We start from the raw sequence: 25,207 nt of genomic DNA, 5'->3' as shown, positions 1-25,207 counted from the left end.
GGCAGGGGACTGCTTAGGCTGGCACCGTGACCGATGCCGTCGTCCTCGCCGCCGTGCTCGGCGTCGCGGGCGGCGCCGGCCTCGTCATCCTGCTGCTGCTGGCGCGGCGACTGGGCCGCGGCGGCGCTGACCTCGGCAGCGACGCCGAGCAGGCCGCCCACCGCGCGCTGCACGAGGCGGGTCTGGCCGCGGTGCATCTGCGGGGCGGGCTCGGCGCCGATGACGTCGGCCGGGCGGCGCGGCACCTCCGCACTTTGCTGGGATCGGCCGCCGTCGCCCTCGTGCAGGACGGACGGGTGGTCGCCGCCGACGGTCCGGTGGACGAGGCGGCCGCCCGCCGGGTCGCCGCGCGTGTCGTGGAGACCGGCCGGCGGCAGGTCCTCCGCGCCGGCGAGGCCGCGGGAGCCGGCGGCCCGGGCGGGGGTGGCGCGGGCGCCGGCGGTGCGGGCGCGGACGAGGGCGCGGGTTCCGATGCGGGCGCGGACGCGGGCGTCCCGGGCGGGGGCGGTCCCGGCGCGGGCGGTCCCGGCGCCGGCGGTCCCGGCGCGGGGGATGCCGCGGCCGCCCCGATCGTCGTCGACGGAGCACTCGCGGGCGTCCTCGTCGCCTTCGCCGCCCCGGTGCGCGCCGCCCTCGTCCGCGCGGTGGCCGAGGTCGCCGACTGGTGCGCCGCCCAACTCGCGCTCGGCGAGCTCGACGCGTCGCGCACCGCGCTCGCCGAGGCGGAGCTGCGCGCCCTGCGGGCGCAGATCTCGCCGCACTTCATCTACAACGCGCTCACCGCGATCGCCTCGTTCATCACGACCGACCCGGCCCGCGCCCGCGAGCTGGTGCTCGAGTTCGCCGACTTCACGCGCTACTCCTTCCGCCGCCAGGGCGAGTTCACGACGCTCGCCGAGGAGCTGCGCAGCATCCACTCCTATCTCGAGCTCGAGCGCTCTCGCTTCGGCGATCGCCTCGCCGTGACGCTGCGGATCGCGCCCGAGACGCTGTCGACGGTCATCCCGTTCCTGTCGGTGCAGCCGATCGTCGAGAACGCCGTGCGACATGGGCTCGAGCCCGGGGAGCGCGGCGGCGGCATCCGCATCGAGGCGCGCGACGACGCCACGCACACCGAGATCACGGTCGAGGACGACGGCGTCGGAATGGATCCGGAGCAACTGCGTGCGCTGCTGAACACGGATGCCGACGGCGCGCACGTCGGCATCCGCAATGTCGACACGCGGCTGCGGCAGCTGTACGGCCCCGGCGGCGGCCTCGTCGTGGAGACCAACACCGGAGCGGGGACGCTCGTGCGGATGCGGATCCCGAAGTCGCAGCCGCAGCACGCGCTCGACACGTCGGGAGCCGGCGCATGATCGACGTGCTCATCGCGGACGACGAGGCGCCGGCCCTGGCGGAGCTCGCGCACCTGCTGCGGGCCGATCCGCGCATCGGCGACATCGTGCAGGCCCGCTCGGGCGCCGACGCGCTGCGGCACCTGGCCGAGCGGGCCGTGGCGGTCGCGTTCCTCGACATCCACATGCCGGGGCTCGACGGCTTCGCGCTCGCCGCCGCGATGAGGGGATTGGCGGCACCGCCGGCGATCGTGTTCGTCACGGCAGACGACGCGCGCGCCGTCGACGCGTTCGAGGTGCGCGCCGTGGACTACCTGCTGAAGCCCGTGCGCGCCGAGCGGCTGCGCCGTGCCGTCGACCGCGCGATCGAGCTGGCGGGGGCCGGCGCCGACGGCGACGATGAGCTGCTGCCGGTCACCGTCGGCCAGGCGGTGCGGTTCGTGCGCCGCCGCGACGTGCGCTGGGTGCACGCGCAGGGCGACTACTCCCGGCTGCACACCGACGACGGCGCGCACCTCATCCGGGCGCCCATCTCCGAGCTCGAGGAGCGGTGGGCGCCGCACGGCTTCGTCCGCGTGCACCGCTCGTACCTCGTCGCCGTCGGAGCGATCGCCGAGGCGCGGCTGAGCGGCGCGGAGCCCGCGATCGTCCTCGTCGGCACCGTGCCCGCGACGATCCCCGTCAGCCGGCGGATGCTGCCGGCGGTCCGTGAGGCGCTCGTGCGCGCACGGGAGGCGGGACGATGAGCGACGCGCCGCGGCGGGTGCCGCCGCGCGTGCCGCAGCGGGTGCGCGTCAGCGCCGATCCGTCGCCGCCGCGAGGTCCCGGCATCCGTCGCCCCGTCACGCGCTCCGTCCCCGTCCCCGCGTCGGCGTCGCCCGGCGCGTTCGACGAGGCGGATGCCGTGTACGACCGCGCCCTGCGGCGGTCGCAGCTGCGGCTCGCGCTCGGCGCCGTCGCGGGGTTCGTCGTCGTGGTGGTCGCGCTCACCCTCGCCGTCGCCCTCATCCCTGAACTCGACCGATGGACGCTCGCGGGCGTGCCGGTGTCGTGGCTGCTGCACGCGTTCGCGTTCTACCCGGCGATCGTCGTCTTCGCGGTGCTGTACACGCGCGGCGCGACGCGCAACGAGCGCCGCTACCGGGCGCTGCGGGAGCGCGAGTGAACGCCCTGCTCGACCTCGCCGCGGTGGCCGCGGTCATCCTCGCGACGGTGCTCATCGGTGCATACGGCCTCCGGATCTCGCGGACGACGAGCGACTTCTTCGTCGCCTCGCGCACGGTGCGTCCGGTGTGGAACGCGTCGGCGATCAGCGGCGAGTATCTGTCGGCGGGGACCTTCCTGGGCCTGTCGGGACTGGTCCTGCTGGACGGCGCACGCGGATTCTGGTTTCCCATCGGCTACGCCGCCGGATACCTCCTCGTGCTCGCGTTCGTCGCCGCGCCGCTGCGCCGGAGCGGCGCGTACACGATCCCCGACTTCGTCGAGGCGCGGCTGGAGTCGCTGCTCGCCCGCCGGGTCACGAGCGTCGCGGTGCTCATCATCGGGTGGCTGTACATCGTGCCGCAGCTGCACGGCGCGGGGATCACGCTGCAGGTCGTCGCCGATCTGCCGCCGTGGACCGGCGCGGCCGTCGTCGCGGCGCTCGTCGCGGCGCTCGTCGCCGCCGGCGGGATGCGGGCGATCACGTTCGTGCAGGGCTTCCAGTACTGGCTCAAGCTCACGGCGCTGCTCGTGCCGGTCGTCGTCATGGCGTTCGCGCTGTACGGAACCCCGCACGAGTTCGATCCGGCCGTCGCCTTCCCGAGCTCTGCGGGGCCGGCGGGGATCGACGCCTACGCGACCGGCTCGCTGCTCGTCGCGCTCCTGCTCGGCACGATGGGTCTGCCGCACGTGCTCGTGCGGTTCTACACGAGTCCCGACGGCGTCTCGGCGCGCCGCACGACGGTGCTCGTCATCGTCATGGTGAGCGCCTTCTACGCCGTCTCGAGCGCGATGGGCCTCATCTCCCGCGTCGTCGCGCCGGACCTCGCCGAGCCCGGTGCGGCCGACACCGTCGTCCTCGTGCTGCCGGCGCGGGTGTTCCCGGGGATCGTCGGCGAACTGCTGACGGCGCTCATCGTGGCGGGCGCCTTCGCGGCGTTTCTTGCGACCTCGGCCGGTCTCGTCGTCTCGCTCGCGGGGGTCGTGAGCCAGGACGTCTTCGGCGGATCGGTGCGCTCGTTCCGCGTGTCGGCACTGCTGTGCACCGCCGTGCCGTTCGTCATCGCGCTGGTGACGGCGCCGGCGGGCCTCGGCTCGAGCGTCGGGATGGTGTTCGTGTTCGCGGCATCGTGCCTCTCGCCGGTGGTGCTGCTGGGCGTGTGGTGGTCGGGGCTCACCGCCCGCGGGGCCGTCGCGGGGATGGTCAGCGGTGGCGTGGCATGCGGGCTGTCGCTCCTCATCTACGCCGCCGTCGGCGGCGTCGGGGTGGCCGCCCCGTACCTGGCACAGCCCGCCGCCTGGACCATCCCGCTCGCGACCGCGGTGACGGTCGTGGTGTCGCTGACCGACCGCCGCGGCGCCCCGCGCACCGCGGAGCGCTACCTCGCGCGGCTTCACGCCCCCGAGCGGGTGTGACGCGGCCGGGTTTGCCGTCGGGGGGCCGCTTCCGCTGCCGTGTCACCGAGACAGGAGAAATCGCGGACACAGGACGTGTGACCGTCACCACGTCCTGCCTCGGTGACTTCTCCTGTGTCCGTGAGGCGGATGCCGGGCGCCGTGGCCCCGGGTTGCCCCTATCGCGCTGGCGGCGCAGCCGAGAGGATGGGCGCATGCCTCGCACCGCGTCCGACCCGCGCCGCACGACGAACGCGCTGCGCGCCGCGGGCGCGCTGGTGCTGGCGGGGATGCTGGTGCTGGCCGGGTGCGCCCCGGCATCCGCCCCCGCGCCCACCACGACGACCGCCGCACCGACGCCGACTGCGATGCCCACGCCCACGCCGACGGCGGACCCGCTGGCCGGGCTCAGCCTCGAGGAGCGCGTCGGGCAGCTGTTCATGGTCGGCACCGACGTGTCCGCCGCGACGCCGGCGACGCAGGCGGCGATCACCGACCGGCACGCGGGCAGCATCTTCCTGCACGGGCGCACCCAGAGCGGGACGGCCGCCGTCGCCGCCGTGGTGGACCAGTTCACGGGGCTGGTCGGGAGCGGGGCGACCGGCGGCATCCGGCTCTGGGTCGCCACCGACCAGGAGGGCGGCGAGGTGCAGGTGCTGCGCGGTCCCGGGTTCGACGACATGCCGTACGCGATCCGGCAAGCCGACCTCCCCGACGATCAGCTGCACGCGCAGGCGGCGGTGTGGGGCGGTCAGCTCGCGGCGGCCGGCGTGGACATGAACCTCGCGCCCGTCGCGGACATCGTCACGAGCCACGACACGCGGTTCTCCAACCCGCCGATCGGCGCGCTCGGCCGCCAGTACGGCTACGACGAGGCGACCGTGGCCGCGAAGGCGGGCGCGTTCGCGCAGGGGATGAGGGATGCCGGGGTGCTGCCCGTCTTCAAGCACTTCCCGGGCCTGGGGCACGTGACGGCGAACACCGACACGACCGCGAACGTCGTCGACACGACGGTGACGGCGGATGGCCCCGACGTCTCGGTCTACCGGTCGCTGACCGCCGGAGGGCCGTCGGCCGTCATGGTGTCGACGGCGATATACCAGAACATCGACCCCGCCGCGCCGGCGGTGTTCTCACCCACGGTGGTCGGGCTCGTCCGCAGCACGGTCGGCTTCGACGGGGTCATCATGACCGACGACCTGTCGGCTGCGGCCGCCGCTCAGGCGTGGAGCCCGGGCGATCGCGCCGTCCTCGCGCTGTCGGCGGGGGTCGACCTGGTGCTCGCGTCGGCCGACCCGACGGTCTTCGCGGCCATGTACGACGCCGTGCTGGCCAAGGCGCAGTCCGACCCCGCGTTCGCCCGCCGCGTCGACGAAGCCGCCGCCCGCATCGTCGCCGCCAAGGCGCGATAGCGACCCGGCCCGGCGGCCCGCTCGGACTGCCGGGCCAGCCCGGAGTGCCGGCCAGCCCGGGTTGCCGGTCCTGCCGGGGCCTGCCGGGCCCGCCAGGTCCTGCCGGGTTTGCCGGGTGCGGCGCGGGCACGGTCCCTAACTCAGTCTGCGCGAGCCCGCTCCGTCGGGCCGGGCGCGCCATTCCGGGGCCGCCGCGGAGTGGCGGCCACGTCCAGACTGAGTTGTGCCCGTGACGGAGGGAGCAAGGGGGCTGGCAGACTCGAGGGATGACCGACCTGCCGCGCCTCGTCGACCTCGTGCCGGCCGGCGCCGGGGCGGATGCCGCGTACGACGGGTTCGTGCAGTGGGCGGCCGGCCGCGGGCTGACGCTCTACCCGGCGCAGGACGAGGCGGTCATGGAGCTCGTCTCGGGCGCGCACGTCATCCTGTCGACGCCGACCGGGACGGGCAAGTCGCTCGTCGCGATCGCCGCCCACGCGGCGGCGCTCGCCGCCGGCGGTCGCTCGTACTACACCGCGCCGATCAAAGCGCTGGTGAGCGAGAAGTTCTTCGCCCTCGTGGACGTCTTCGGCGCCGAGAACGTCGGCATGGTCACGGGCGACTCGTCGGTCAACCCCGACGCGCCGATCGTGTGCTGCACCGCGGAGATCCTCGCGAACGTCGCGCTGCGGCTCGGTCCCGACGCCCCGGTCGATCAGGTCGTCATGGACGAATTCCACTACTACGGCGACCCCGACCGCGGGTGGGCGTGGCAGGTGCCGCTGCTGCTTCTGCCGCGCGCGCAGTTCCTACTGATGTCGGCAACGCTCGGCGACGTCACTCCGATCGCGGACGATCTCGAGCGGCGCACCGGCCGCCCCGTGGCACTCGTGACCGGCGTGGAGCGGCCCGTGCCGCTGCACTTCTCCTACGAGCGGCGCCCGGTGCACGAGGTGCTCACGATGCTCGTCGACGAACGCGAGGTGCCCGTCTACATCGTCCACTTCGCGCAGGCGGCGGCGCTGGAGAGGGCGCAGGCCCTGGCATCCGTGAATCTCACCACCCGTGCCCAGCGCGACGAGATCGCCGACGCGCTCGGCGGATTCCGTTTCACGACAGGTTTCGGCAAGACGCTGTCGCGCCTCGTGCGGGCGGGGATCGGCGTGCATCATGCCGGGATGCTGCCGCGCTACCGGCGGCTCGTGGAGACGCTCGCGCAGCGGGGACTGCTGAAGGTGATCTGCGGCACCGACACGCTCGGCGTCGGGATCAACGTCCCGATCCGGACCGTCATGATCACGGCGCTGTCGAAGTACGACGGGACTCGGATGCGGCAGCTGAGCGCGCGGGAGTTCCACCAGGTCGCGGGGCGTGCGGGCCGCGCCGGCTACGACACCTACGGAAACGTTGTCGTGATGGCGCCGGAGTGGGAGATCGAGAACGCCGTTGCGCTCGCGAAGGCCGGTGACGACGCCGCGAAACGCAAGAAGATCGTGCGCAAGAAGGCGCCGACGGGCGTCGTCAACTGGGGTGAGGGGTCGTACGAGCGACTCATCGCGGCGGTGCCCGAACCGCTCGTGCCGCAGCTGAAGCTCTCGGCGGCGATGCTCATCAACGTCATCGGTCGGGGCGGCGACGTGTTCGCGAACGTGCGCGCTCTCGTGTTCGACAACCACGAGCCCCGCGCGCGGAAGTACGAGCTGGCGCGTCGCGCGATCGCGATCTTCCGCACGCTCGTCGACGCCGGGATCGTCGAGGTGGAGCGGGAGCCGGCATCCGCCCCGCGAATCCGGCTCACTGTCGACCTGCAGCCGAACTTCGCGCTCAACCAGCCGCTGTCGCCGTTCGCGCTCGCCGCGATCGATCTGCTCGACCCCGAAGCGCCGACGGATGGCGTCGGCACGGGGCACTACGCGCTCGACGTCGTGAGCGTCATCGAGGCGACGCTCGACGATCCGCGCGCGATCCTGTCGCAGCAGGAGTACAGGGCGCGCGGCGAGGCGGTCGCGGCGATGAAGCGCGACGGCATCGAGTACGACGAGCGCATGGCGCTGCTCGAGGAGGTCAGTTGGCCGAAGCCGCTCGCGGAGCTGCTCGCGCAGTCGTTCGAGGTGTTCGCGTCGAGCCAACCGTGGGTGCGCGACTTCGAGCTGAGCCCCAAGTCGGTCGTGCGCGACATGTTCGAGCGGGCGATGTCGTTCGCCGAGTACGTCTCGTTCTACCAGCTCGCCCGCAGCGAGGGTCTCGTGCTGCGCTACCTCTCCGACGCGTACCGCGCGATCCGCCAGACCGTGCCGGCCGATGCCCGCACCGACGAGCTGATGGACATCATCGAGTGGCTCGGCGAGCTCGTGCGGCAGGTCGACTCCAGCCTCGTCGACGAGTGGTCAGCGCTCATTGACCCGGCCGCGCACCTGCCCGAGGACGACGCCGCGGTCGTGCCGCCCGCGCCGCCGTCGATCCTCACCAACCGGCGCGCGTTCACGGTGCTCGTGCGCAACGAACTGTTCCGGCGCGTGCAGCTCGCGGCTCTCCAGGACGATGACGCGCTCGTCGCGCTCGACCCCGACGTCGGCTGGCCCGAGGTGTTGGATCGGTACTTCGACGAGCACGACGAGATCCTCACCGGCGGTCCTGCGCGCTCGCCGCGGCTGTGCGTCATCGATGACACGGATGCCGCGGCATCCGGGATCTGGCGCGTCGAGCAGACGATCGACGACCCGGCGGGCGACCACGACTGGCGCATCCGGGCGGAGGTCGACCTCGCGGCATCCGTCGACGAAGGCTCCGCCGTCGTGCGCGTTACCGAGGTGCTGAGGCTCTGAGGGTAGAAAGTCGGAGCGTGAGGGTAGAACTGGACGCGGGAGCGGCGCAGGAGGCGAGGGTCGCGCGCATCCGGGCGGCGGTCGCCGCCGCTCAAGAGGCCTTCCGCGGGGTGGACCTCGATCCTTTCGCTCGCGAACTCTACGACTCCGAGACGGGACTGCCCGCGTGATCGTCGACAGCTCGGCGCTCGTCGCGATCGTGAAGGGGGAGGCGGATGCGGAAACCCTTCTCGAATCCCTGTTGACAGTGCCTCGGCCCGCGATTTCTGCGGCGACGCTGGTGGAGGTATCCATCGTGATCGACGGGACGCGCGACCCCGTCCGCGTCACCAGGTTCGAGGAGCTTCTCGCCTCACTCGAACTCGACGTCGCGCCTCTCACGGCCGCTCAGGCGACGATCGCCCGGCAGGCCTACCGCGACTACGGCAGAGACTCGGGCCACCCGGCGCGGCTTAATCTTGGCGACTGCTTCAGCTACGCGCTCGCCAAGGAGCGCGGCGAGCCCCTGCTGTACATCGGCGATGATTTCGCGCGCACGGATATTGCCTCCGCCTCCGGGTGATCGTCCCGGTCGGTGGTTCAGGGGCGACGCCGTGGCACCGGTCAGCATGCGCAACGGTGTCGCAGCTGGGCCGCCGCCATCGCGCATTCCACCGTGCGGGTCTTGAGAGCATCAGCAGGGCTTACAGGCGTCACCAACTGCGATGATGTCGTGGACTGAACGGTGAGGGACCGGCTACCGGGCGCCGGGCGCATCCTCGTGCACGCGAATTCGGCGGATGCCGCATCCACGGAGCGCATCGCCTGGAATCTCATCCGCTGGCCGACGCACAGGCGATCCCGGTTCGCTACGGACTCTCCACCCAGCTCGGATGGGCAGCGCGATCTCCATCACGTGGCCGTTCGCGCCGGTCCCGAACTCGGGATGATAGATCTCTCGATTGGGCCCTGCGCGCAGCTGTTCGTATTGCGCGGAGAGATAGTCATGCACGGCTACCACCAGCCGCTGATCATCGGCGGAGGCTTGGTCGAGGCCGACGGACAGTTCGTCGTGGGCCGGGTCGAACGTGATGTCCATGTCCGCGGGCGGGTGGATCGCGCCCCCGAACGGAGCGCAGAGTCGGATCTGCCCGGCGAACTTCTCGGTGGCGCGTGAGCAGAACTCGGCGTAGATGGGCCCTGCGAGCGGTGCATCCGCGTTGGTGAGCGCAGAAAAGAGCCGACCACTCAGCTCAGCGAGCACGGATGCCATCGCCGGCAGCGCCGCTTCGCCGGTGATTCGGAGCACCGACCGGCCCAGAACGCTGCGCGGCCTCACCTTTAGCCCCTCCGGCAGCACGGGCGCTGCGGTCAGCGCGCGCCGAACGTACTCGCTCGCCCGGTCTCGGCGCGCGACGTCTCCCCGACGTTTTTCCCACACGAGGTCGAAAGCAGCTGCTGGATCGGGAGCGTCCAGGACCGCGCCCACATCGGCCAGCGAGAAGTCGAGCATCCGAAGGAGTGCGATCCGCCGGGCTCGGTCGATTTGATCCTCCAGGAACACCCGGTGGTTCGCGCCATCTCGGTGCGAGCGGAGCAGTCCCCGATCGGCGTACATGCGGATGGCCTTCTCCGAGAGCGCAGTCCCTACGGCAATCTGACCTGTTGTGAGCATGCCCTCACGCTAGGACCTCCCCTTGGGGAAGGGACAAACGCGCCCCGCCGTCGCACGCGCCGGGTCCGGGGACTTGACCCCGCTCCGGCACAGCCGGTGGCCGCCGTGGTCGGATGCTGCCACAACCGTCACGGGGTAGCATGCCCTATGGGCAACGGCAAACCGCGGTCATCCGCGAACGAACTCGGGCGTCGGTTGCGGAAGCGTCTGCCGCGGCGACAGTTGGCTGAGCTGGTCCTCCCCGCCGACCGGGACCCCCTCGGCATCCTCGAGGAACAGCACGCGTCGAGGCTGAAGGACCTCGTGCCGGTGCGGGTGGGACGGATGCTGCAATCGCCGTTCGCGTTCTACCGGGGCACGGCGGCGGTCATGGCGGCCGACCTGCGCGGTGCACCCACGACCGACCTCGAGGTCGTCTCCTGCGGCGACGCCCACATCTCGAACTTCGGCTTCTTCGCCTCGCCCGAACGCGCGCTCGTTTTCGACCTCAACGACTTCGACGAGGGCGGCGTCGCGCCGTGGGAGTGGGACGTACGCCGGCTCACCGCGAGCGTGCACCTCAGCGGGCGCGATATCGGGTTGAGTGAGGACGCATGCCGCGACGCCTCCTTCGCCGCAGCCGACGCGTACCGCGAGACGTTGCGGAACTACTGCCGCCTCTCCACGCGGGAACGCTACTACGCCCGTGTCGACACGTCCTCGGTCGCGCGTCACCTCGGCGAGAAGGGCGAGCAGACGGTCCGCGAGGCGGCGAAGAAGGCCCGCGCCCGCACGTCCGAGCGGGTCCTGCAGCGTCTGACAACGGTCTCGGTCGACGGCGGCATCCGCATCGTCGATCAACCTCCCATTTTGCGCCACGTCGACCACGCGACGTTGGGCGAGGTCACCGATCTCTTCACCGAGTATCGCGCGACCCTGCGCGAGGACATCGCGTTCCTGCTGGAGCAGTACCGCGTGGTCGACTTCGCCCTGCGCGTCGTCGGCGTCGGAAGCGTCGGCACTCGCTGCTACCTGGTCGCCGTCGAGGGCCCCACCGGCGACATGCTGTTCCTCCAGATCAAGGAGGCTCCGCCATCCGTCTTGACGACGTACGGGGGCCGGCGGTCGACTATTCCGGGTCGCCGCGGCGTGACGGACTTCAACGAGGGCCACCGGGTCGTCGCCGCCCAGCGGATCCTGCAGGCGAACTCCGACCTCTTCGTCGGATGGATGCGCGGCTGGGCCGGTGACTCCGCGGACCGCTACCGAGTGGACTACTACTGGCGGCAGTTCCGGGACATGAAGGGGTCTATCGATCCGGCGACGCTCGACACCGACCAGTTCCGCTCGTACGGTGCGCTCTGCGCCGCACTCCTGGCTCGGGCGCACGGGCAGTCCCCCGCCTCGACCGCAATCGTGGGCTACCTCGGCCGATCCGAGCAGTTCGCCGAGGCGACGGCGGGATGGTCGGCCGCCTACGCCGACATCGCCGAGGCCGACTTCGAGCAGCTCGGTCGAGCCGTCGCATCCGGTCGCCTCCCGGCCGAAACCGGCGTCTGAGTCGGGTCGCGAGCCGATCCGCCCCGCTGCGGGAGTCGCCGATCGGCGAACACTCCGGGCGCGCCGAGGTCTCGAGGGCTACCGGCGCGAGTCCGGGCATACCGCATGGGTGACGAGCCGACTCTGCCGCAGGTGAGGCACAGTCGGGGGTGGACCTATCGGGAGCCGACCGCCATGCAGTCCTCGCAGAACCCCAGGACACGCGGCGTCACCCGACGGACGAAGACGATGTGGGGATCGGGGCGCGCCATCACCGACCACGTCCCCGGTCCATGCCGGTACCGGCCTGTTGCTCGTTCTCGGCATCCTTGGCCATGGCGTCGTCGAACCATCGGCGCAGCACCTCCACGGGTGCAGCGCCCGCCTGGCGTGCGATCACCTTGCCGCGGTGCATGATCAGCAGTGTCGGCACCGCCTGGACCGTGAACCGCGACGAGAGGCGAGGCGCACGGTCGACATCCACCTTGACCAGCTTCACTTCGCCCGCCCGCTCGGTCGCCAACTGCTCGAGCACTGGGCTGACCATGCGGCATGGGCCGCACCAGGTCGCCCACATGTCGACGATCACCGGCGGGCCTTGGCCCGGGACAGGCGGGTCCGCGCCGCGGATACCGTGATACCCACTGCTTCAGCGGCTTCACCGGTGGAGTACCCCTCGACCGCGGTCAGCATCAGCAGCAGATACTCCGTCCGCGGCAGCGACCCCAGGTGTGCCGCGAGATCCCCATCGACGATGTCGACGACGGGAAGGCCGGCGAAGGCTACAGTTTCGGCGGACTCGGTGTGCTCACCGCGCGGCAGCGAACCCAGCAGCGCCCGGTAACGCCGACGGGATCGAGCCAGGTTGCGGGCGCAGTTCGCCGCGGTGACCAACAGCCATGGCAGCACCGAGCCGTCGATCACCCAGACCGCCGCGCGCCGCCGCCACAGCTCGAGGAATGCCGCTGCGGTCGCGTCCTCCGCGTCTTGCACATCCCGCAGCACCGCGAACACATGCCGGAACACTCGATCGGCGTGCAGGTCGAACACTCCACCCAGTGCCGCACCGTCACCGCGGAGCGCACGAGACCACAACTCGACCTCCGACACCTCGCGCTCCATACTCTGAAGTGTCCAGCACCCGCCAAGATGTTGCACGCCGACGGTCACCGGTCCAAGAGGGCTTCGGCCGCGTTCGTTGAGGGATGGGAGGATCCGGGTCGGCTGCTCGCCGACGACGACATCCACGGGCCACAGCACGCTCGACGCCCGGAGCTGGTCACGCCGACCACCGTGAGGTAGGCGCGACGCTCCGGCGTGTCTACGACGCAAACCCGCCCGGGCGTCGCAGCGACGACCGGGCGGGGTTCGACGGGGCTGGTGCTTCGCGGGGCCTCAGCGACCGAAGAGTCTGGCGAAGAAGCCGTTGCCCGGCTCGTTCTGGTGCCCGCGGCAGCGCTGCGCGGCGGGGACCCCCCGCATGACCTGGTCGACGTGCTGGCCGCAGCCGGACCAGGTCGTCTTGCCGCACTTGCGGCAGGTGACTGCGTAACACATGGGTGCTTTTGTCCTTCGTGGTTCAGCGCTTAGGCGAGCATGAGGAAGAGCTTCTCGAGCTCTTCGGTGGTGAGGCCTTGCTCGTCGCGGGTGGCATCGGGGTCAGCGATGCAGTCCTTCATCGCGGTCGAGACGATCGCGAAGCCGGCACGGTCGAGCGCGCTGGAGACGGCCGAGAGCTGGGTGACGACGTCGCGGCAGGGGCGTTCGGCCTCGACGGCGGCGATGACCGCGTCGAGCTGGCCGCGGGCGCGGCGCAGGCGGTTGACGATGCGCTTCTGTGTCTCGGGGTCGGTTGTGGGCATGGGAGGTCCCTTCAGGGTCGGGAGTGGATGTCGATGGGCTGGCGGGCTTCGTCGTAGCCGAGGGTATTGACAGGGGTGGGGTCTTCGCGAGAGAGGACCAGTTGTGTCGGGCACCAGCCGGTGATCGCGCCGATCGCGAGGAACGTCGCGCACACTCCAGCGGGGATCGCGCACCACGGCTGATTGAGCGAGCTCAGCGAGACCGCCGTCAGGAAGACCGAAGTGATCGCCATGAGGGTGCGCTCCGACCTGCTGCGCGAGCACGCTGCCCCGGTGGGCCTACGCACGTGCGAGCACCTCGGGCCGCTCGAGCACGTCGGACTGACGTGCACCGAGCCAGGCCTGGAGCGTCAGCATCCCGCCCGACAGTGACGCAGAGTCGAAGCCTGACTGCGCGAGGACGCGGTGGGCAATGCCTGACCGCACGCCGGACTGGCACATGACCCGCACGGGTCGTCCCGCGGCCGCGTCGCGGACCTCGTCGAGTCGGTCTCGCAGCTCGGTGTGCGGGATGTTCAGCGATCCGGGCACGAACCCGGTCGCGTACTCGGCCGGGGTGCGCACGTCGAGGATCAGCGCGCTGTCGCGCACATTGTCGAGATGCTCGGGGTACCAGAGTGTCAGCGTGCCGGTCATGACGTTCTCGCCCACCATGCCGGTGAGGTTGATGGCATCCTTCGCTTGCCCGTACGGCGGCGCGTACGCGAGGTCGAGATCGATCAGGTCATCGACGCGCATGCCGGCGCGGATCGCGGTGGCGAGGACGTCGATGCGCTTGTCGACACCCTCGTTGCCGACCGCCTGTGCACCCAGCAGCAAGCCGTCGGACGCGCGGATCTGTACGACCAGGTGCACCTGCGACGCACCCGGGAAGTAGCCCGCGTGTTGGTTCGGGTGCAGGTGGAGCGTGCGGTGGCTCACGCCCGCGGCGTCCAGCGATGAGCGATTGGCTCCGGTGAGCGCGGCGGTCAACTCGCCGACGCGCACGATCGCGGTGCCGACCGGCTGCGGCACAGCCCGGGCGGTGTCGGGTCGCAGGATGTCGTCGGCGATCAGGCGACCTGCGCGGTTGGCCGGCCCGGCAAGGGTGACAGGCCGACGGATACCGGTGACGGCGTCGACCGAGACGGTGGCGTCGCCGGCGGCCCAGACCCCCGGCGCCGACGTGCGGCCGTGGGCGTCGACCACGATCGCACCCCGCTCGCACGCGATCCCGGCGGCTTCGAAGGGGGCCGTGTCGGGGCGCACGCCGACCGAGAGCACGATGATGTCGGCTTCGAGCCGCGAGCCGTCGGCGAGGACGACGGTGTCAGCGTCCTCTCCGCGTTCCACGCTTGCCGCGGCGATGCCGGTGCGCACCGTGATGCCCAGCTCGACGAGCTGCTCGGTGACGAGCCACGCGAGCTCGGTCTCGAGCGGCGGCAGCGGATGCGGGGCGAGTTCGACGACCGAGACGTCGAGTCCCTGCTGGGCGAGCGCCTCGGCGGCTTCGATGCCGATGAACCCGGCGCCAAGCACGACGGCGCGGCGGGCGCCGTCGTGAACCTCGTCGCGCAACGAAAGGGCATCCTCGACCGTACGCAGCGTGCGCACGCGCGGCGAGTCGAGCCCGCGCAGCGGTGGGCGCAGCGCCGACGCACCGGGCGAGAGTACGAGTGCGTCGTACGATAGCTCGTACACGTCGTCTTCGGCGCGGACCGTGACGTTCTTCGCCGCGGTGTCGACCGCGATGACCTCACTGCGGGTACGGACGTCGAGGTCCAGCGCTGCGCGTAGCGACTGCGGAGTCTGCACGAGAAGCTTGCTCGCATCGGTGATCTCACCGCCGACGAAGTAGGGCAGACCGCAGTTGGCGAACGACACGTGCGCGCCGCGCTCGAGCACCACGATCTCGGCATTCTCGTCGAGCCTGCGAGCTCGAGCCGCGCTGCTCATCCCTCCGGCGACACCGCCAACCACAACGATCCTCATCGCACGGCCTCCTTCTGCGTCTGCTCCGCTCTCTGCTGTTGGTGCGCTGCGACATCGGCATGCACAGCATCCATGTCCAGCCCTCGCACACCGGTGATCAGCTGATCGAGTTGCTGCGCGCCGAGCGCACCAGGCTGCGAGAAGACGACCACACCCTCGCGGAACACCATGAGGGTCGGGATCGACGAGATGTGGAACGCGGCGGCGAGCTCGCGCTGATCCTCCGTGTCGATCTTGCCGAAGACGATGTCGGCGTGCTGCTCCGACGCCTTCTCGAAGACCGGCGCGAACATGCGGCACGGACCGCACCACGCGGCCCAGAAGTCGAGGAGTACGATGTCGTTCTGCTCGACGACCTCGGCGAACCCCTCGAGGGTGATCTCTCTGGTGGCCATATCAGACCCTTCCTTTCTCGGTCGTCGCCCGTCAGCCGACGACGGTGAGTCCTGTCGCTGCGGCGGCGTCCGAGATGCCGCCGGCGTCGTGGACGGAGGTGAAGCCCCCCTGCTCCATCTGCGCCACGGCGCGAGACGAGCGGTTGCCGGACTGGCAGTAGACGACGTACTCGGCGGACGGATCGAGCTCTGCGAGCTCGGCCGTGAAGTCGGCGGCGCTCACGTCGATGTTTACCGCACCGTCGAGGTGCCCGCCGGCGTACTCCTCAGGGGTGCGAACGTCGACTACGGTGGTCTCCTCGGTCACCTCTACGGGGGTGACCGCCGGAGCACATGCCGTGGCGGCGCCAAACATGATCGCAAGTGCCGGCAGCGCCAGCAGTCGAAGGCGGCGCATCGTATTCACGCGACCTCGGCCTGGTCGTGGCCGGGGCACCGTTCCTCTGCCGGCACACCCCACAGCGCATCCTCGACGTGCTGGCCGCACCCGGCCCACGTCGCCTTGCCGCACTCCCCGCAGGTCACTTTGCTGCACACGCTTGTTCCTCCTCATCCGTCGGTACCCCTGGGGGTATACGTAAACTATACACCCGGGGGTATCTGTCGGGCGAATCGGCGAAGCGAGATGGGGAGAGACGACGCTCGCGGCCGGGCGCTCAGCGCGCACCGCACGCGAGAGATGGCAACCGCGCGCAGCTTCAGCCGCTCACGAACCTCCCCTACCGGTAATGCCCGCTTGGGGATCCCGGTAGTCTCGTCGCCTTCGGCGGCGCACCCTGAGCGTTCTGGCGATGGTCGCCGAGTTCGAGCGGGACCTCATCAGTATGCGGACGCGTGAGGGGATGGCCGTTGCGCGTGCGAAGGGACGGTTGAAGGGCAAGCAGCCGAAATTCACCGGGCCGCAGCGGAAGCTGCTGTTCGAGATCTACGACCGGGGCGAGTACAGCCAGACGGAACTTGCGGGACTATTCAGCGTGTCCCGCGCCACTGTGTACCGAGAGCTCCAGAACCGTCATCAGGCACGCCTCGATTCGTATGAGGCCCACATCTTCTAGACCACGGCCCGAGGGCAACTGCGGTGCCTTGCCTCGGAAAGGGGCGCCCCGCAGATGCCCGCGGCCGCGATGGTGCCGCTATCGGAGCGATTGCCGGCCGAAGTCGCTCAGGTCCGGGACCTGGCACACTGGGCGTATGCGTTCCTCCCGTGCACCGCGCGTTGCGCGTGGCGTCTTCGTCGCGTCCGTCGCGACGTTCACGGCGTTGCTGTCGCACGTGGTTGCAGGCGGAGATATCCCGGGGTGGGTGGGCATCGCCGCTCCCTGGGTGCTCGCGGTCATGGTCAGCACCCTGCTCACCGGTCGCGGGCTTTCGAGGCTGCGTCTGGCTGTGAGCGTGATTGTGAGCCAGCTTCTCTTCCACACGCTTTTCGTTATGGGTGCGGTGTCCGCATCTGACTCGAGCTCCACATCGTCAGGGCATCAGCATCACTCGGGGATGCCGGTGCTTCCGAGCGGCGGCGAGTCGACGGTGGCGGCGCTGTGCGCCGACCCCTCGATGTGGGTGGGGCACGGGATCGCTGCGGCGGTGACGATCGCGGCGCTGTACCAGGGGGAGCGCACGCTGCGGGCTCTGCTCGCGCTCGGTCATCGACTGCGCGCGTGGGCGCGCCGCGTCGTGACACACGACGTGATCCCCGCACTCACCGTGACGCGCCCCGCCGGTGTCGCAGACGCGCCGGGCTGGATTGTCCGGCCGGCGGCACGCCTGTCGGTTCACCGCCACCGCGGCCCCCCTCTTCCGATCGCGCTCTGACTCTGCTCGGCCGACTGTTTGTCGGCTGGCTTCGTGTGCGCGCCTTCCGGGTGCGCGATCGATTGGTGGTGCCCGATGTCCCGTTCCCCGTCCGTGCTCTTCGCGGTCGCCGTTGCGGCGACGATCGTGCTGGTCAGCGCGTCGCCCGCTGCGGCGCATGACGAGCTGATTTCCAGCACTCCCGCGTCAGGTTCTCAACTCTCCGAAGCGCCGGCGGAGATCTCTCTGACGTTCTCCGCAGATGTGCTCACGATCGGCGCCGCGGTGATCGTGGCGGATGGTGCGGGGCGCGACTGGGCCGTCGGTGAGCCGACGGTTCAGAGCGGCACGGTGACCGTGGAGCTCGGTGCCGGGATGCCCGAGGGCGGGTACGAGATCCGTTGGCGGGTCGTTTCGGAGGACGGGCATCCGATTAGCGGGCTGGTCCCGTTCACCGTGGGTGAAGCGGCACCGCTCACACGCACACCGGCCGCCACCGACACACCCGAAAGCGCATCGACCGACCCTGCCGTCGCGATGCAGGACCAGAGCACACAAGAGGACCAGGGAGTGCTCCGCATTCTCCTGGTCGGCGCCGGCGGCGCCCTCGCAGCGACCGCCGTCTACGCCCTCATTCATCTCATTCGCCGTAAGAAAGGCACTTCCTCATGAACACTCGCATCAAGACCGGCGCGCGCCTGAGCGCCCTACTCGCCGCCGCCGTCCTCGCCCTGTCCGGCTGCGCATCCACCACCACCCCTGAAGCAGCGGCGACCTCGGCACCCGCCGGAGACGCCGTCACCATCACCGACGCGTGGGTCAAGGCCGCGGACTCGGGCATGTCCGCCGCGTTCGGTACCCTGAACAACGAGTCGGATGAGGACATCACACTCGTGTCCGCGGAGTCCCCGGCATCCACCATGCTGCAGCTGCACGAGACCGTCGAGAACGACTCGGGCGAGATGGTCATGCAGGAGAAGGACGGCGGCTTCGTCATCCCCGCCGGGGGCAGCTTCGTGCTCGAACCGGGCGGAAACCACATCATGCTGATGGACCTCACCGCCCCGCTCGCAGCAGGCGACGAGGCGACGTTCACTCTCACGTTCTCCGACGGATCGACGTACGAGTTCACCGCCCCGGTGAAGGACTACTCGGGCGCAAACGAGAACTACGAGGGAGACGACATGGACATGGACATGAGCCCGAGCCCCACTCCGAGCAACTGATGGCAGCGCCCGAATCGGGCGCCCGTCGATCAGGTTCGACGCGGCGACAGTTCCTCCTCGGGGGGACTGTCGCCGGCGTCGGCGCCGCTGCCGCCATCGGCATCGACCTCGCGCTCACCCCTTCCATCACCACGGTCGCCTCACCTTCCGCACCTTTGAACGGCGATGAGATCGTTCCGTTCCACGGCGCGCACCAGGCGGGCATCGACACGGATGCCCAGGCGCACGGGACCTTCATCGCGCTCGACCTGCACGACGACGTCGACCGCGACCAGCTGCGGCGTCTCATGCGCGTCCTCAGCGACGACGCCGAACGCCTCACCCAGGGACGGGCAGCACTGGCGGACTCCGAACCGGAACTCGCGCTGACCCCGGCGCGGCTCACGGTCACCTTCGCGTTCGGACCAGGCTTCGTGTCCCGAGCCGGCGGCCAGGCGCCCGCCTGGCTGCAGCCGCTTCCCGCCTTCGGCGTCGATCAGCTGCGCGACGAGTTCAACGACGGCGACCTTCTGCTGCAGATCGCGGCAGACGACCCCGTCACCGTCGCGCATGCCACGCGCATGCTCCTGAAGGACGCACGCAGCTTCGCCGACGTGCGGTGGACGCAACAGGGATTCCGTCGCGCATACGGATCGGTCGCGCCCGGCACCACCATGCGGAACCTGTTCGGACAGGTCGACGGCACCACCAACCCGAGACCGGGCACCACGCACTTCGACGATGTGGTCTGGTCCAGCGACGGCTGGCTCGCCGGCGGCACCGGCATGGTCGTCCGCCGCATCCACATGAATCTCGACAAATGGGACAAACTCGACCGGCCCGGCCGGGAACAATCCGTAGGACGCAGCCTCACCAGCGGCGCCCCGCTGACCGGCACCGCCGAGCACGACGAACCCGACTTCGCCGCGAAGACGACGATCGGGTTCCCCGTCATCCCCGAGTTCTCACACATGCGCCGCGCCCGGCCCGACGACGAGACGCAGCGGATCTTCCGCCGCGCCTACAACTACGACGAAAGACCCATCGGAACCGAGGTATCCGACTCCGGACTCATCTTCGTCTCCTTCCAAGCCGATATCGACGCCCAGTTCACCCCCATCCAGCGCAGACTCGACGAACTTGACCTCCTCAATGAATGGACCACCCCCATCGGATCAGCCGTGTTCGCCGTCCCGCCAGGATGCTCGCCCGGCGGCTACATCGGAGAAACACTCCTCGCCTGACACCACATCATTTCCGAGCCCTTGGGCGGTCCCTTGCGCTCCAGTTCGCACCTCGCCTCTCGTGGAAGCTGCGAGTAGATAGGGATGCCAGGCAGGGGCTTCCACTGGCCCGACGGCCAGGTGGTCACAACCTTGCCCACCACCCGGCCGATCCCCACTACCGTTACACCACTAGGCTCCTGGACGGCGAATCTTGAGTCATCGGGAAGGTCTCCGAGGATGATGCTGGCGCCGTCCATTGCCGCACCGAATTCGGCCATCGCATCGAATGTGCCGTCATCGAACTTCTCCAGCCCCGTCGGCTTCCCGGTCATCTGACCGATAGCCCGCATGAGGGGCAACATCGAGAGAATTCCCTTCGAGTCGGAGAGCTGTGAAACATCAAGCGCACATCTTCTGAAGTAACGGCTCCGCCGCGTCGACGGCGGGCCCTCCCTGGTTGCCCGAGACGATGTTCAGCGACGGTGGTAGGCGTCGCGGCGATGTTCGATCGTGACGATCTCGATGACCAGTCGTTCGTCCTCGATCCGGTACAGCACCCGGTACTCGCCCCGGCGTGCTGAATACAGGGGCGCGAGCGGCTCACGCAAAGGCTTCCCGACCCTCCGTGGGTTCCCGGCCAACGTGCCGATGATGAACTCGAATGCCGCTGCCGCCACGGCCTCTGGGAGCGTGATTTCCAGCGCGCGCCTGGCCGATCGGGTGAAGACGACCTCGTACGCGGCGCTCACCCGGCGAGCCGACCGCGCGCGACCATCGCCGCGCGAACCTCATCGGCAGACGACACGTCGCCCGACTCGAGCTCGGCGATCGCTGTCCGCAGTGCTGCGACCTCGTCTGGGTTGCTCAGGATGTCGACCGTCTCCACGAGCGCGTCATAGTCCTCAGCGCTCATCAATACCGCGACGCGTGCGCCGTTGCGGGTGATCTCGAAACGCTCATGTGTGGTAACCGCTGATTCAACGTGCTTGCTCAGCGATGCGCGCGCGTCTGCCAGAGAGAGTACGGTCATGTACAGAATTCTAGCGCGAGAGGCGCGAGATGGCGCCGTCCTGCTTCGTCCCTACTGTGCAGCGCCCACATACCGATCCGCAGCGCCTGCGATGATTACCGCGTGAGCCTGCAGCACCACCTGAGCGTGATGCTCGGCGATTGGCTGGTCGTGGAGGGAATGGACGCCAGCGGCTTCGTCATAAGGCCGACCGCGGGTGCTCGCGTTCGGATCCTCGCAACGGAGGCAAGCCTCAGCGAGTACGCCGCCAGAAACGCAGCCGATGGGCTGATGGCGCTCGGCGACGTGGGAGACGACAGCTCCGGCGTCCTGGCAGCGCTCGCCCTTCTATCGGTGCACATCATGGAGACGATCGAGGCTCAAGATGGCGACGCCGTGACGCTTCTCTCCGTGGCGAACGGTGTGCTGTCCGTGCAGCGCACCCGCAGCGCGGTCGCTGAGTAGGACTCGCCGCGCGCACGCTGCGTTCAGTGCGTGGAGTCACGCGTCGATGTCGGGAGAGCTGCCCCCATACGGTCCCACACCGGCCGAGCAGTCTCTGTGGGCAGCAGGGTCGATGGCGCTGTGGATCTCGTTCGCCGCCCGGATCGCTGCGAAGGCGCCTCCCGCCACCGCCCGTGTCAGCCACCCCGGTTAGCCTGGGAGGGTGACTGATCGGGGAGTGCGCGACGCGGTGTTCGACGACCCGTACGGCGACGTCCCGTGGGATGTCGACGAGCTGACTCCGCCCGACGAGTTCGACGCACCCCCGCCGCCGGATCCCGCCTTCGACGGGTACGGTGGGGCGCTCGCACGCGCGACTCGCAGCGCCTCACCGGACGCGCCGGCTCCGCCACATCGCCCGGCCGCTCCCTCCCCGGCATCCGCCGCCCCGACGCGCGACACCGCGAGCGCACCCGTGACCCCGCGCACCGAGCACACCGGCAAAGACCCGCGGGCCGTGCTCAAGGAGGTCTTCGGATACGACGACTTCCGCGGCGACCAGGCGGACATCGTCGCCCGCGTCATCGCCGGCGGCGACGCCGTCGTGCTCATGCCCACGGGCGGCGGCAAGTCCATCACCTACCAGGTGCCCGCGCTCGTCCGACCTGGCACCGGCCTCGTCATCAGCCCGCTCATCGCCCTCATGCATGATCAGGTCGACGCCCTCATCGCCAACGGCGTGCGCGCGGCCTACCTCAACTCCACCCAGAGCCCGACCGAGCGCGCGGGCGTCGAGCAGGCCTTCCTCGCGGGCGAGCTCGACCTGCTCTACGTCGCCCCCGAACGCCTGAGCGGCGCAGCGACCACGCAGCTGCTGCAGCGCGGGCGGCTGAGCGTCATCGCGATCGACGAAGCCCACTGCGTCAGCCAGTGGGGCCACGACTTCCGGCCCGACTACCTGGCGCTCGGCGACCTCGCCGAGCGCTTCCCCGACGTCCCGCGCATGGCACTCACCGCGACCGCCACCCGCGCCACCCATCAGGAGCTCACCGAGCGGCTGCGCCTGCCCGCCGCCCGCCACTTCGTCGCGAGCTTCGACCGCCCCAACATCCAGTACCGCATCGTGCCCAAGGTCGACCCTCGTCGCCAGCTGCTCGACTTCGTGCGCGCGCAGCCGGCCGCCAGTGCGGGCATCGTCTACGCGCTCAGCCGCAAATCGGTCGAGCAGACCGCCGAATACCTCCGCACGCAAGGCGTCGACGCGCTGCCGTACCACGCGGGATTGGATGCCGCCATCCGCGCACGCAATCAGGGTCGGTTCCTGCGCGAAGACGGCGTCGTCATGGTCGCCACGATCGCGTTCGGCATGGGCATCGACAAGCCCGACGTCCGCTTCGTCGCGCACATCGACCTGCCGAAGTCCGTCGAGGGCTACTACCAGGAGACCGGCCGCGCCGGCCGCGACGGCGAGCCCGCGGTGGCGTGGATGGCCTACGGCCTCGGCGACGTCGTGCAGCAGCGCCGCCTCATCGACCAGTCACCCGGCGACCGCGCCTACAAGATGCGGCTGGGCCAGCACCTCGACGCGATGCTCGCGCTCTGCGAGACCGTGTCGTGCCGCCGGCAGAACCTGCTGAACTACTTCGGCCAGGAATCCGGCCCCTGCGGCAACTGCGACACCTGCCTCGACACCCCCGACACGTGGGACGGCCTCGTTCCCGCGCAGAAGCTGCTGTCGACGATCGTGCGCCTGCAGCGCGAGCGCGGACAGGCGTTCGGCGCAGGGCACCTCATCGACATCCTCCGCGGCGCGTCGACCGACCGCATCCGCCAACAGGGACACGACAAGGTCGCCACCTACGGGCTCGGCGCCGACCTCAGCGACCAGGACTGGCGCAGCGTCATCCGCCAGCTGCTCGCCCGCGGCGTCATCGTCGCGCAGGGCGAATACGGCGTGCTCGCCGTCGGCGAGGAGGGCGCGGCCGTGCTCCGCGGCGAGGCCGCCGTGCCCCTCCGGCGCGACGTCCTCGGCCGAGGCGGCGCGACACGTGCGAAGGCCTCGCGGCGCGCTCAGGGAGCGACGGATGCCGTGGCCGACGCCGACCGCGACCTGTTCGAGGCGCTGCGGGCGTGGCGTGCCGGCGTCGCCAAGGAGCAGGGGGTTCCCGCCTACATCGTGTTCGGCGACGCGACGCTGCGCGCGCTGGCCGAGCGACGCCCGGCATCCGTCACCGACCTCGAGGGCATCACCGGGATCGGCGCGAAGAAGCGCGACGCCTACGGCGACGCCGTGCTGCAGGTCGTCGCCGCGCACTGAGCGTGCGCGGCCGTCTGACCGGCTCCGGCCCCGGCTGCCTCCGACGTCCCCATCGCTAGAAAACCAAGCATCGCGAACTTCGGCATCGCCTCGAACGAGGACTATGTCGTCGGTCGCCACATGAGCCACTTCAACCTGCTGATGGTCCCCGGCGACGCGACCCTCATCGCGCGCTGGCACAACCGGTTGCAGGAACTCGCGGCATCCACACGTCTCGGCATCCCCGTGACGATCTCCACCGACCCCCGCCACGGCTTCAGCGAGAACCCCGGCGCGGCACTGCTCGCCGGTCCGTTCTCGCAATGGCCCGAGCCGCTCGGCCTCGCCGCCACCGCCGACCCCGAACTCGTCGAACGGTTCGCCGACATCGCCCGCCGCGAGTACACAGCGGTCGGCATCCGCGTCGCTCTGCATCCGCAGGTCGACCTCGCGACCGAGCCGCGCTGGGCGCGGCAGCTGCAGACCTTCGGCGAAGACGCGGACCTCTCGGGCGCGCTCGGCGCCGCCTACGTCCGCGGATTCCAGGGCGAGAGCTTCGGACCCGAGTCGGTCAGCACCATGACGAAGCACTTCCCCGGCGGGAGGACCCCCACTTCGACTACGGCCGCGAGCAGGTCTACCCCGGCGGCCAGTTCGAACTGCACCTGAGGCCCTTCGAGGCCGTGTTCGCGGCGGGCGGCCGCCGGATCATGCCGTACTGCGGGATGCCGGTCGGCACCGAGTACGAGGAGGTCGGCTTCGGCTTCAACAAGGGTGTCCTCACGGGCCTGCTGCGCGAGCGCTACGGCTTCGACGGGATCGTCTGCACCGACTGGGGACACATCACCGATCAGCCCATCATGGGCACCGACTTCGCCGCTCGGGCATGGGGCGTCGAAGACCTCACCCCCGCCGAGCGCATGGTGAAGGTGTTGGATGCCGGGGCCGACCAGTTCGGCGGCGAGCATGACCCCTCCCTCCTCATCGGACTCGTCCGCGACGGCCTCGTGTCCGAGGAGCGCCTCGACGTGTCGGCGCGGCGCCTGCTGCGTGAGAAGTTCGCGCTGGGCCTTTTCGAGAACCCCTACGTCGATGAGGCGGCTGCCGCGTCGATCGTCGGCGCGTCCGAGCATCGCGCCGCCGGCCTCGACGCGCAGCGGGCGTCGATCACCGTGCTGTCGAACGCCGGCGCGCTGCCGTTCGCGCGCGGCGCGAAGCTCTACGTCGAGGGCATCGACGCCGAGGTCGCTGCAACGTACGGCCGGGTCGTCGCGACCCCGGCGGAGGCCGACCTCGCCCTCCTGCGGATCGCGGCGCCGTACGAGCAGCGCTCATCGATGTTCGAGAACTTCTTCCACGCCGGGTCGCTGGAGTTCCCGGACGAGACCCTCGCCCACATCCGCGAGGTCGCGGCATCCGTGCCGACCGTCGTCGACGTGTTCCTCGACCGGCCCGCGATCCTCGGCCCGATCGTCGAGGTGGCCGCCGCCGCCACCGGCAACTGGGGCGCGCACCCGACGGCCCTCCTCGACGTCCTGAGCGGCGCGGCGCCAGCGCGGGGGAAGCTGCCGTTCGACATCCCTAGCTCGATGGCCGCCGTCGAGGCGTCGCGCCCCGACGTGCCGTTCGACACCGCCGACCCGCTGTTCCGGTTCGGCCACGGCCTCTCGCTGTAGCGGGCACCG

At 70.4% G+C, this 25,207-nt stretch carries 27 protein-coding genes and 2 pseudogenes; 17 read left to right on the top strand and 12 right to left on the bottom strand.

Going from position 1 to position 25,207, the window contains the following annotated elements:
* The first annotated feature begins 26 nt into the window (after window positions 1–26).
* From JOD60_RS01245 to JOD60_RS01210, 8 genes are all read left to right on the top strand, one after another.
* Window positions 27–1,358, top strand: a complete 1,332-nt coding sequence (locus JOD60_RS01245; protein WP_076691868.1) for a sensor histidine kinase — start codon at window positions 27–29, stop codon at window positions 1,356–1,358.
* The gene (locus JOD60_RS01240; RefSeq protein ID WP_076691867.1) at window positions 1,355–2,083 is read left to right on the top strand and encodes a LytR/AlgR family response regulator transcription factor; all 729 of its coding nucleotides are present in this window, start codon (window positions 1,355–1,357) and stop codon (window positions 2,081–2,083) included. Before JOD60_RS01245 ends, JOD60_RS01240 begins: the two co-directional genes overlap by 4 nt.
* Window positions 2,080–2,502, top strand: a complete 423-nt coding sequence (locus JOD60_RS01235; RefSeq protein ID WP_076691866.1) for a heavy metal transporter — start codon at window positions 2,080–2,082, stop codon at window positions 2,500–2,502. The genes JOD60_RS01240 and JOD60_RS01235 overlap by 4 nt, the downstream gene beginning before the upstream one ends.
* Window positions 2,499–3,956, top strand: a complete 1,458-nt coding sequence (locus JOD60_RS01230; RefSeq protein WP_076691865.1) for a sodium/solute symporter — start codon at window positions 2,499–2,501, stop codon at window positions 3,954–3,956. The genes JOD60_RS01235 and JOD60_RS01230 overlap by 4 nt, the downstream gene beginning before the upstream one ends.
* 194 nt (window positions 3,957–4,150) lie before the next feature.
* Window positions 4,151–5,347 (top strand): glycoside hydrolase family 3 N-terminal domain-containing protein, encoded by a 1,197-nt coding sequence (locus JOD60_RS01225; protein WP_198159088.1) that lies wholly within the window; start codon window positions 4,151–4,153, stop codon window positions 5,345–5,347.
* A 266-nt stretch (window positions 5,348–5,613) separates the two neighbouring features.
* Window positions 5,614–8,151, top strand: a complete 2,538-nt coding sequence (locus JOD60_RS01220; RefSeq protein WP_076691864.1) for a DEAD/DEAH box helicase — start codon at window positions 5,614–5,616, stop codon at window positions 8,149–8,151.
* A 17-nt stretch (window positions 8,152–8,168) separates the two neighbouring features.
* Window positions 8,169–8,321, top strand: coding sequence for a hypothetical protein (locus JOD60_RS01215; protein ID WP_157127998.1), 153 nt, complete (start codon window positions 8,169–8,171; stop codon window positions 8,319–8,321).
* Entirely contained in the window at window positions 8,318–8,713 is a 396-nt protein-coding gene (locus JOD60_RS01210; protein ID WP_076691863.1) for a type II toxin-antitoxin system VapC family toxin, read from the top strand. The genes JOD60_RS01215 and JOD60_RS01210 overlap by 4 nt, the downstream gene beginning before the upstream one ends.
* Window positions 8,714–8,887: 174 nt before the next feature.
* Here JOD60_RS01210 and JOD60_RS01205 read toward each other — a convergent pair whose 3' ends face one another.
* On the bottom strand, window positions 8,888–9,805 hold the full coding sequence (locus JOD60_RS01205) for a MerR family transcriptional regulator (RefSeq protein ID WP_076691862.1): 918 nt from the start codon (window positions 9,803–9,805) through the stop codon (window positions 8,888–8,890).
* 222 nt (window positions 9,806–10,027) lie between these two features.
* On the opposite strand from JOD60_RS01205, the gene JOD60_RS01200 reads away from it, so the two are divergent.
* Window positions 10,028–11,344 (top strand): DUF2252 domain-containing protein, encoded by a 1,317-nt coding sequence (locus tag JOD60_RS01200; RefSeq protein WP_198159087.1) that lies wholly within the window; start codon window positions 10,028–10,030, stop codon window positions 11,342–11,344.
* A gap of 250 nt (window positions 11,345–11,594) precedes the next feature.
* On the opposite strand, the pseudogene trxA (JOD60_RS01195) reads toward JOD60_RS01200, so the two are convergent.
* From trxA (JOD60_RS01195) to JOD60_RS16950, 9 genes and pseudogenes are all read right to left on the bottom strand, one after another.
* Window positions 11,595–11,915 (bottom strand): annotated as a pseudogene (gene trxA / locus JOD60_RS01195) (thioredoxin); the annotation flags it as partial.
* Window positions 11,909–12,445, bottom strand: a complete 537-nt coding sequence (locus tag JOD60_RS01190; protein ID WP_076691860.1) for an RNA polymerase sigma factor — start codon at window positions 12,443–12,445, stop codon at window positions 11,909–11,911. The gene JOD60_RS01190 and the pseudogene trxA (JOD60_RS01195), both read right to left, overlap by 7 nt.
* A gap of 273 nt (window positions 12,446–12,718) precedes the next feature.
* Complete coding sequence (locus tag JOD60_RS01185) at window positions 12,719–12,880, bottom strand: DUF8730 family Cys-rich protein (protein ID WP_198159086.1); 162 nt, start codon at window positions 12,878–12,880, stop codon at window positions 12,719–12,721.
* Window positions 12,881–12,909: 29 nt separating this feature from the next.
* Window positions 12,910–13,185: a metal-sensitive transcriptional regulator gene (locus tag JOD60_RS01180; protein ID WP_076691859.1), complete on the bottom strand. Its 276-nt coding sequence runs from the start codon at window positions 13,183–13,185 to the stop codon at window positions 12,910–12,912.
* An 11-nt stretch (window positions 13,186–13,196) separates the two neighbouring features.
* Window positions 13,197–13,418, bottom strand: coding sequence for a hypothetical protein (locus JOD60_RS01175; RefSeq protein WP_076691858.1), 222 nt, complete (start codon window positions 13,416–13,418; stop codon window positions 13,197–13,199).
* 46 nt (window positions 13,419–13,464) lie between these two features.
* Window positions 13,465–15,156, bottom strand: coding sequence for an FAD-dependent oxidoreductase (locus tag JOD60_RS01170; RefSeq protein ID WP_076691857.1), 1,692 nt, complete (start codon window positions 15,154–15,156; stop codon window positions 13,465–13,467).
* A complete protein-coding gene (trxA, locus tag JOD60_RS01165) occupies window positions 15,153–15,551 on the bottom strand; it encodes a thioredoxin (protein WP_076691856.1) in 399 nt (132 codons plus the stop codon). The genes JOD60_RS01170 and trxA (JOD60_RS01165) overlap by 4 nt, the downstream gene beginning before the upstream one ends.
* 31 nt (window positions 15,552–15,582) lie before the next feature.
* Entirely contained in the window at window positions 15,583–15,948 is a 366-nt protein-coding gene (locus JOD60_RS01160) for a rhodanese-like domain-containing protein (protein WP_076691855.1), read from the bottom strand.
* 5 nt (window positions 15,949–15,953) lie between these two features.
* The gene (locus JOD60_RS16950; RefSeq protein ID WP_269746940.1) at window positions 15,954–16,088 is read right to left on the bottom strand and encodes a DUF8730 family Cys-rich protein; all 135 of its coding nucleotides are present in this window, start codon (window positions 16,086–16,088) and stop codon (window positions 15,954–15,956) included.
* Window positions 16,089–16,327: 239 nt separating this feature from the next.
* On the opposite strand from JOD60_RS16950, the gene JOD60_RS01155 reads away from it, so the two are divergent.
* The 5 genes from JOD60_RS01155 to JOD60_RS01135 all read left to right on the top strand — a co-directional run bounded on the left by JOD60_RS01155 (window position 16,328) and on the right by JOD60_RS01135 (window position 19,791).
* Window positions 16,328–16,606, top strand: coding sequence for a recombinase family protein (locus JOD60_RS01155; protein WP_307823881.1), 279 nt, complete (start codon window positions 16,328–16,330; stop codon window positions 16,604–16,606).
* A 439-nt stretch (window positions 16,607–17,045) separates the two neighbouring features.
* On the top strand, window positions 17,046–17,363 hold the full coding sequence (locus JOD60_RS01150; RefSeq protein WP_157127997.1) for a hypothetical protein: 318 nt from the start codon (window positions 17,046–17,048) through the stop codon (window positions 17,361–17,363).
* Between the two features lie 93 nt (window positions 17,364–17,456).
* A complete protein-coding gene (locus JOD60_RS01145) occupies window positions 17,457–18,014 on the top strand; it encodes a copper resistance CopC family protein (protein WP_232321662.1) in 558 nt (185 codons plus the stop codon).
* Window positions 18,011–18,568 (top strand): copper chaperone PCu(A)C, encoded by a 558-nt coding sequence (locus JOD60_RS01140; protein WP_076691852.1) that lies wholly within the window; start codon window positions 18,011–18,013, stop codon window positions 18,566–18,568. The genes JOD60_RS01145 and JOD60_RS01140 overlap by 4 nt, the downstream gene beginning before the upstream one ends.
* On the top strand, window positions 18,568–19,791 hold the full coding sequence (locus JOD60_RS01135) for a Dyp-type peroxidase (RefSeq protein ID WP_076691851.1): 1,224 nt from the start codon (window positions 18,568–18,570) through the stop codon (window positions 19,789–19,791). The genes JOD60_RS01140 and JOD60_RS01135 overlap by 1 nt, the downstream gene beginning before the upstream one ends.
* Window positions 19,792–20,246: 455 nt before the next feature.
* On the opposite strand, the gene JOD60_RS01130 is transcribed toward JOD60_RS01135, so the two are convergent.
* Window positions 20,247–20,522, bottom strand: coding sequence for a type II toxin-antitoxin system RelE family toxin (locus JOD60_RS01130; protein ID WP_076691849.1), 276 nt, complete (start codon window positions 20,520–20,522; stop codon window positions 20,247–20,249).
* Entirely contained in the window at window positions 20,519–20,803 is a 285-nt protein-coding gene (locus JOD60_RS01125; protein ID WP_198159085.1) for a type II toxin-antitoxin system Phd/YefM family antitoxin, read from the bottom strand. The genes JOD60_RS01130 and JOD60_RS01125 overlap by 4 nt, the downstream gene beginning before the upstream one ends.
* Before the next feature lie 102 nt (window positions 20,804–20,905).
* Here JOD60_RS01125 and JOD60_RS01120 point away from each other — a divergent pair, with 102 nt between their 5' ends.
* The 3 genes and pseudogenes from JOD60_RS01120 to JOD60_RS01110 all read left to right on the top strand — a co-directional run.
* On the top strand, window positions 20,906–21,247 hold the full coding sequence (locus JOD60_RS01120; protein WP_076691847.1) for a hypothetical protein: 342 nt from the start codon (window positions 20,906–20,908) through the stop codon (window positions 21,245–21,247).
* 202 nt (window positions 21,248–21,449) lie between these two features.
* On the top strand, window positions 21,450–23,543 hold the full coding sequence (recQ, locus tag JOD60_RS01115) for a DNA helicase RecQ (protein WP_232321661.1): 2,094 nt from the start codon (window positions 21,450–21,452) through the stop codon (window positions 23,541–23,543).
* A 102-nt stretch (window positions 23,544–23,645) separates the two neighbouring features.
* Window positions 23,646–25,198, top strand: a pseudogene (locus tag JOD60_RS01110) (glycoside hydrolase family 3 protein); the annotation flags it as partial.
* Window positions 25,199–25,207 lie beyond the last annotated feature (9 nt).

Source organism: Microbacterium aurum (assembly GCF_016907815.1).
Taxonomy (GTDB): Bacteria; Actinomycetota; Actinomycetes; order Actinomycetales; family Microbacteriaceae; genus Microbacterium; species Microbacterium aurum.
This window is presented reverse-complemented; position numbering and strand designations above follow the sequence as displayed.

What these genes read in the sequence shown, in the direction of transcription:
- JOD60_RS01160 (WP_076691855.1), bottom strand. Translation starts at nt 15,948, where the DNA reads ATGCGCCGCCTTCGACTGCTGGCGCTGCCGGCACTTGCGATCATGTTT.
- JOD60_RS01190 (WP_076691860.1), bottom strand. Translation starts at nt 12,445, where the DNA reads ATGGAGCGCGAGGTGTCGGAGGTCGAGTTGTGGTCTCGTGCGCTCCGC.
- JOD60_RS01180 (WP_076691859.1), bottom strand. Translation starts at nt 13,185, where the DNA reads ATGCCCACAACCGACCCCGAGACACAGAAGCGCATCGTCAACCGCCTG.
- JOD60_RS01225 (WP_198159088.1), top strand. Translation starts at nt 4,151, where the DNA reads ATGCCTCGCACCGCGTCCGACCCGCGCCGCACGACGAACGCGCTGCGC.
- JOD60_RS01205 (WP_076691862.1), bottom strand. Translation starts at nt 9,805, where the DNA reads ATGCTCACAACAGGTCAGATTGCCGTAGGGACTGCGCTCTCGGAGAAG.
- JOD60_RS01150 (WP_157127997.1), top strand. Translation starts at nt 17,046, where the DNA reads ATGCCGGTGCTTCCGAGCGGCGGCGAGTCGACGGTGGCGGCGCTGTGC.
- JOD60_RS01185 (WP_198159086.1), bottom strand. Translation starts at nt 12,880, where the DNA reads ATGTGTTACGCAGTCACCTGCCGCAAGTGCGGCAAGACGACCTGGTCC.
- JOD60_RS01240 (WP_076691867.1), top strand. Translation starts at nt 1,355, where the DNA reads ATGATCGACGTGCTCATCGCGGACGACGAGGCGCCGGCCCTGGCGGAG.
- JOD60_RS01220 (WP_076691864.1), top strand. Translation starts at nt 5,614, where the DNA reads ATGACCGACCTGCCGCGCCTCGTCGACCTCGTGCCGGCCGGCGCCGGG.
- JOD60_RS01140 (WP_076691852.1), top strand. Translation starts at nt 18,011, where the DNA reads ATGAACACTCGCATCAAGACCGGCGCGCGCCTGAGCGCCCTACTCGCC.
- JOD60_RS01170 (WP_076691857.1), bottom strand. Translation starts at nt 15,156, where the DNA reads ATGAGGATCGTTGTGGTTGGCGGTGTCGCCGGAGGGATGAGCAGCGCG.
- JOD60_RS01235 (WP_076691866.1), top strand. Translation starts at nt 2,080, where the DNA reads ATGAGCGACGCGCCGCGGCGGGTGCCGCCGCGCGTGCCGCAGCGGGTG.
- JOD60_RS01125 (WP_198159085.1), bottom strand. Translation starts at nt 20,803, where the DNA reads ATGACCGTACTCTCTCTGGCAGACGCGCGCGCATCGCTGAGCAAGCAC.
- JOD60_RS01135 (WP_076691851.1), top strand. Translation starts at nt 18,568, where the DNA reads ATGGCAGCGCCCGAATCGGGCGCCCGTCGATCAGGTTCGACGCGGCGA.
- trxA (WP_076691856.1), bottom strand. Translation starts at nt 15,551, where the DNA reads ATGGCCACCAGAGAGATCACCCTCGAGGGGTTCGCCGAGGTCGTCGAG.
- JOD60_RS01175 (WP_076691858.1), bottom strand. Translation starts at nt 13,418, where the DNA reads ATGGCGATCACTTCGGTCTTCCTGACGGCGGTCTCGCTGAGCTCGCTC.